Origin of the sequence: Streptomyces beijiangensis, from assembly GCF_017315755.1 — a bacterium.
In the GTDB taxonomy this organism is placed as follows: Bacteria; Actinomycetota; Actinomycetes; order Streptomycetales; family Streptomycetaceae; genus Streptomyces; species Streptomyces beijiangensis.
Genome location: NZ_JAFLRJ010000675.1, coordinates 1 through 4,435, shown reverse-complemented (window position 1 = coordinate 4,435; position 4,435 = coordinate 1). Strand labels below are relative to the sequence as shown.

The following is a 4,435-nucleotide window of genomic DNA, read 5'->3' as shown; positions in this document are numbered from 1 at the left end:
GCGCCGAGCGGTGCGAGGCGCGCGTGAAGAAACGGTCTGGACAGCGCGATGTCCGGTCAGCTCCCCAGCTGACCGGACAAACGCTGCCGTCCGCCGCACCCCCGTCCCCACGGGGTTGTTGGCCGGATGTCCCTGACCCGGGCCGCTCTCCCGGATCCTGGGCGCCGCTCAGCGCCCGAGCATCACGCCCACGGACGACGCTTGTGTGGACACTGCTTCCCAGCCGCCGAAGACGAAGAGGAGCAGCATCGCCAGGGGGAGGACCATGATGGCCGCCACCAAAGGGTGGCGGGTGCCGGAACGGCGGGTGCCGAACGCGGCGTACGCCTTGCGTCCCTGCGTGCGGATAATCGTCCGCGATGCCGTGTCGGCCATGGTCCCTCTCCTGTCGAATGGGCAAGCGGCGGGTGTCTGACCTCGGGGGACGAGTGCTGCACCCGCCGCTTGACCTCAAATCTAGGTGCGCCGCGAGGCTGCGGCGTCATGCCCTCGTACCGATTCCCGGGCCTCCAGGAGGATGAGCCGGGGACTTCCGGCGTACTCCCCAGGGTGGAGAGCAGCCGCTAGGACTTGGGGTCTTCCCGGAGGGGTCGCGTCTCCACCTCGGAGGAGTCCTCCCTGGGGACCGGCTGCTCGACCAAAGCCAGCACCCGGGTGGCCATGAAGCGCGCCGTGCGCACCACAGAGCCGCTGCGCGTGACTTCGCTCACTTCCACCACCCCTCTGCGGACCGCCGTCTCCACCCGGCGTCCCGCCCTGCTGGCCACCACTTCGTATGTCCGTGTCGTGTCTCCCGCGTCCACGACTATCTCCACGCGGTCACCCTTCATCGTCCCAATCCCCCTTCTGCGACGGACCTTTGAGTTCTCGCACGGGTCAAGGGGCCGTGGATCCCAGGCCTCCTGACCACTTTTCAAGTTTCTCACCCGGCACTGACAATCGGTCGGGCCACGAGGGCGCGGCCTATGAGCACACCGGGCCACGGGTACGTAAGCTGTGCCTCGTCAGACGTACCGGGCAGCGGGGATGGACATGGCGATGATGCGGCTCCGGCGCGAGGATCCGCGTGTCGTCGGCTCGTTCAGGCTTCACAGACGACTGGGCGCGGGCGGCATGGGGGTGGTGTACCTCGGTTCCGACCGGCGCGGACAGCGGGTGGCGCTGAAGGTGATCCGGCCCGACCTCGCGGAGGACCAGGAGTTCAGGTCACGGTTCGCGCGGGAGGTCTCGGCCGCCCGGCGGATCCGCGGCGGGTGCACGGCACGGCTGGTGGCGGCGGATCTCGAGGCCGACAGGCCCTGGTTCGCCACGCAGTACGTCCCCGGGCCCTCGCTGCACGACAAGGTCAACGACGAGGGGCCCCTGCCGGCCACCGAGGTGGCCTCGATCGGCGCCGCGCTCGCGGAGGGGCTCGTCGCGGTGCACGAGGCCGGTGTGGTCCACCGGGACCTCAAACCATCGAACATCCTGCTGTCGCCCAAGGGCCCGCGGATCATCGACTTCGGCATCGCCTGGGCGACCGGCGCAAGCACTCTCACCCATGTCGGCACCGCTGTGGGCTCGCCCGGTTTCCTGGCGCCCGAGCAGGTGCGGGGCGCCATGGTCACTCCCGCCACGGACGTGTTCGCGCTGGGCGCCACACTGGCGTACGCCGCCACGGCGGACTCGCCCTTCGGACACGGCAGTTCAGAGGTCATGCTCTACCGCGTGGTGCACGAGGAGCCTCATCTGCTGGAGGTCCACGACGCGCTCGCGCCACTGGTGCGGGCCTGTCTCGCCAAGGACCCCGACGACCGGCCCAGCACACTTCAACTCTCCATGCGCCTCAAGGAGATCGCGGCACGCGAGGCCCAGGGGCTCAGCGAGAGCCGGCCGCCCGTGCAGCGCCGCGCGTCGCAGCTTGACCGGCCGACGGGGCGGCTGACCGAGCGCTACACGGAACAGCAGCAGCAGACGCAGCGGCGTACCAACGGGACCTCCGGGACCCGCCCCCAGGCGCCCCAGGCGCCGCGGCCCTCGTCGTCCCGCAGCGGAGCCCGTCCGCCGGCCCCGCGTGAGGCCCCGCGCACGGGCGCACGGACCGGCAGCCGGACCGGATCGACCCGGCCGACGTCTTCGGGACGGCGGACAGGACCCAGCCCGCGGATGCTTCGGCAGCGGCTGATCGTCTTCGTCGTGGTGACGCTGATCGTGCTGCTGGGGATCGCCGCCGCCCAGAAGCTGTGAGCCTGAGCGGCCTGAGCTGCCTGAGCGGGCCGGGTCAGGCCGTGGGGCGGCCCGTCGCGACCGCGTAGAAGGCCACCGCGGCGGCCGCGCCGACATTGAGCGAGTCGACGCCGTGCGCCATCGGGATCCGTACCCACTCGTCCGCCGCGACCAGCGCCTGCGTGGAGAGGCCGTCGCCCTCCGCTCCGAGCATCAGCGCGACACGGTCCAGGCGGTGCGGGGCGGCGTCGTCGATGTCCGAGGCCTTCTCGTCCGGGGTCAGCGCGAGGAGCTTGTAGCCCGCTTCCCGTACGGTCTCCAGGCCACGGGGCCATGACTCCAGGCGGGCGTACGGAACCGAGAAGACCGCGCCCATGGAGACCTTCACCGAACGGCGGTAGAGCGGGTCCGCACAGTCCGGTGAGAGCAGTACCGCGTCCATGCCGAGGGCGGCGGCGCTGCGGAAGATCGCGCCGATGTTGGTGTGGTCGTTGACCGACTCCATGACGACGATGCGGCGGGCCGATGCGAGCAGCTCGTCGGAGGTCGGGAGCGGCTTGCGCTGCATGGAGGCGAGGGCCCCGCGGTGCACGTGGTACCCGGTGACGCGTTCGGCCAGCTCGGGGCTCACGGCGTAGACGGGCGCGGGGAGTTCGTCGATGACGTCGCGCATGACGTCGACCCACTTGGCGGAGAGCAGCATGGAGCGCATCTCGTAGCCCGCGTCCTTCGCCCGCCGGATGACCTTCTCGCCCTCGGCGATGAACAGGCCCTCGGCAGGCTCGCGCTTGCGCCGGAGTTCTACGTCGGTCAGGCCCGTGTAGTCGCGCAGGCGCGGGTCGTCGGGGTCATCGACCGTGATGAGATCAGCCACAGGGTGATACTGCCTTGTCCTGGGTGTGGTGCCAATGTGGGGAGCTTGATCGGTTACTGCGGGTCACGCGCCGGGACCGGCGGGGCCGCCAGGACCGACGTTGACGACCGGGCCGATGACGATGACGGCCGGGGGGCGTACATCCTGCGCCTTCGCCGTCTCCGCGACCGTGGCCAGAGTGGCGTCCACCCGGCGCTGAGCGGCGGTGGTGCCTTCCTGGACCAGTGCCACGGGGGTGTCGGGGGACTTGCCGTGGGCGATGAGCGTTTCGGCGATCGCACCGATCTTGTCGACGCCCATCAGGACGACCAGGGTGCCGCGGAGCTTGGCGAGGGCCGGCCAGTCGACGAGGGAGCGGTCGTCGCCGGGCGCCACATGGCCGCTGACGACGGTGAACTCGTGGGCCACTCCGCGGTGGGTGACCGGGATCCCTGCGGCGCCGGGAACGGAGATCGAGCTGGAGATACCGGGGACGACGGTGCACGGGATGCCCTCGGCGGCGAGCGCCTCGGCCTCCTCCATGCCGCGGCCGAAGACAAAGGGGTCGCCGCCCTTGAGGCGTACGACGGCCTTGCCCGCCTTGGCGTGCTCGATGAGCGCGTTGTTGATGGCCTCCTGGGCCATGTAGCGGCCGTACGGGATCTTGGCGGCGTCGATCACCTCGACGTGCGGCGGGAGTTCGTCGAGCAGGTCACGCGGGCCCAGGCGGTCCGCGATGACGACGTCCGCCTCGGCGAGGAGGCGGCGGCCGCGGACCGTGATCAGGTCGGGGTCGCCGGGGCCGCCGCCGACGAGAGCGACGCCGGGGGTGCGGGTGCGGTGGTGGGGGGCGGTGAGGGTGCCGTCGCGCAGCCCTTCGACGACCGCGTCCCGTACGGCGGCCGAGCGGCGGGGGTCGCGGCCGGTGAGTACGGCGACCGTCACGCCCTCGCTGCGGCCCGTCGCCGGGGTCCAGGCGGTGGCCGCTTCGGCGTCGTCGCTGCGGACGCACCAGGTGCGATTGCGCTCGGCCTCGGCGGAGGCGGCGTTGTTCGCCTCCTTGTCCGCGGTGGCGATCAGGACGTACCAGGCGTCGGCGAGGTCGCCGTCCTCGTACCGGCGCTTCTCCCAGCGGACCTCGCCCGCATCGGCCATGGCCTCGACGGAGGGGGTCGCGGAGGGGGAGATCAGGAGGAGGTCGGCGCCGGCCGCGATGAGGGCGGGCAGGCGGCGCTGGGCGACCTGGCCACCGCCTATGACGACTACACGCCGGCCGGAGAGGCGGAGTCCGACGGGGTAGGCGAAGTGGTCGGCCATGGCGGCGGCTCCTCGGTGCGGGGTGCGTGTGCGCTGGTGGGAGGGGGTGCGGCTTACCTT

At 71.6% G+C, this 4,435-nt stretch carries 5 protein-coding genes; 1 reads left to right on the top strand and 4 read right to left on the bottom strand.

Annotation, left to right across the window (positions count from 1 at the left end):
- Positions 1 to 168 precede the first annotated feature (168 nt).
- Positions 169 to 375 (bottom strand): hypothetical protein, encoded by a 207-nt coding sequence (locus tag J0695_RS38205; RefSeq protein ID WP_206969437.1) that lies wholly within the window; start codon positions 373 to 375, stop codon positions 169 to 171.
- 188 nt (positions 376 to 563) lie between these two features.
- Positions 564 to 830 (bottom strand): DUF8836 family protein, encoded by a 267-nt coding sequence (locus tag J0695_RS38200; RefSeq protein ID WP_206969436.1) that lies wholly within the window; start codon positions 828 to 830, stop codon positions 564 to 566.
- Positions 831 to 1,032: 202 nt separating this feature from the next.
- On the opposite strand from J0695_RS38200, the gene J0695_RS38195 reads away from it, so the two are divergent.
- Positions 1,033 to 2,226 carry a serine/threonine-protein kinase gene (locus J0695_RS38195; protein WP_206969439.1) on the top strand — a complete coding sequence of 398 codons (1,194 nt, stop codon included), beginning with the start codon at positions 1,033 to 1,035 and terminating at the stop codon, positions 2,224 to 2,226.
- Between the two features lie 34 nt (positions 2,227 to 2,260).
- Here the strand turns inward: J0695_RS38195 and J0695_RS38190 are convergent, their stop codons facing one another.
- The gene (locus tag J0695_RS38190) at positions 2,261 to 3,079 is read right to left on the bottom strand and encodes a TrmH family RNA methyltransferase (protein WP_206969435.1); all 819 of its coding nucleotides are present in this window, start codon (positions 3,077 to 3,079) and stop codon (positions 2,261 to 2,263) included.
- 63 nt (positions 3,080 to 3,142) lie between these two features.
- Positions 3,143 to 4,375: a uroporphyrinogen-III C-methyltransferase gene (cobA, locus tag J0695_RS38185; RefSeq protein WP_206969438.1), complete on the bottom strand. Its 1,233-nt coding sequence runs from the start codon at positions 4,373 to 4,375 to the stop codon at positions 3,143 to 3,145.
- Positions 4,376 to 4,435 lie beyond the last annotated feature (60 nt).

What these genes read in the sequence shown, in the direction of transcription:
- J0695_RS38205 (WP_206969437.1), bottom strand. Translation starts at nt 375, where the DNA reads ATGGCCGACACGGCATCGCGGACGATTATCCGCACGCAGGGACGCAAG.
- J0695_RS38200 (WP_206969436.1), bottom strand. Translation starts at nt 830, where the DNA reads ATGAAGGGTGACCGCGTGGAGATAGTCGTGGACGCGGGAGACACGACA.
- J0695_RS38195 (WP_206969439.1), top strand. Translation starts at nt 1,033, where the DNA reads ATGGCGATGATGCGGCTCCGGCGCGAGGATCCGCGTGTCGTCGGCTCG.
- cobA (WP_206969438.1), bottom strand. Translation starts at nt 4,375, where the DNA reads ATGGCCGACCACTTCGCCTACCCCGTCGGACTCCGCCTCTCCGGCCGG.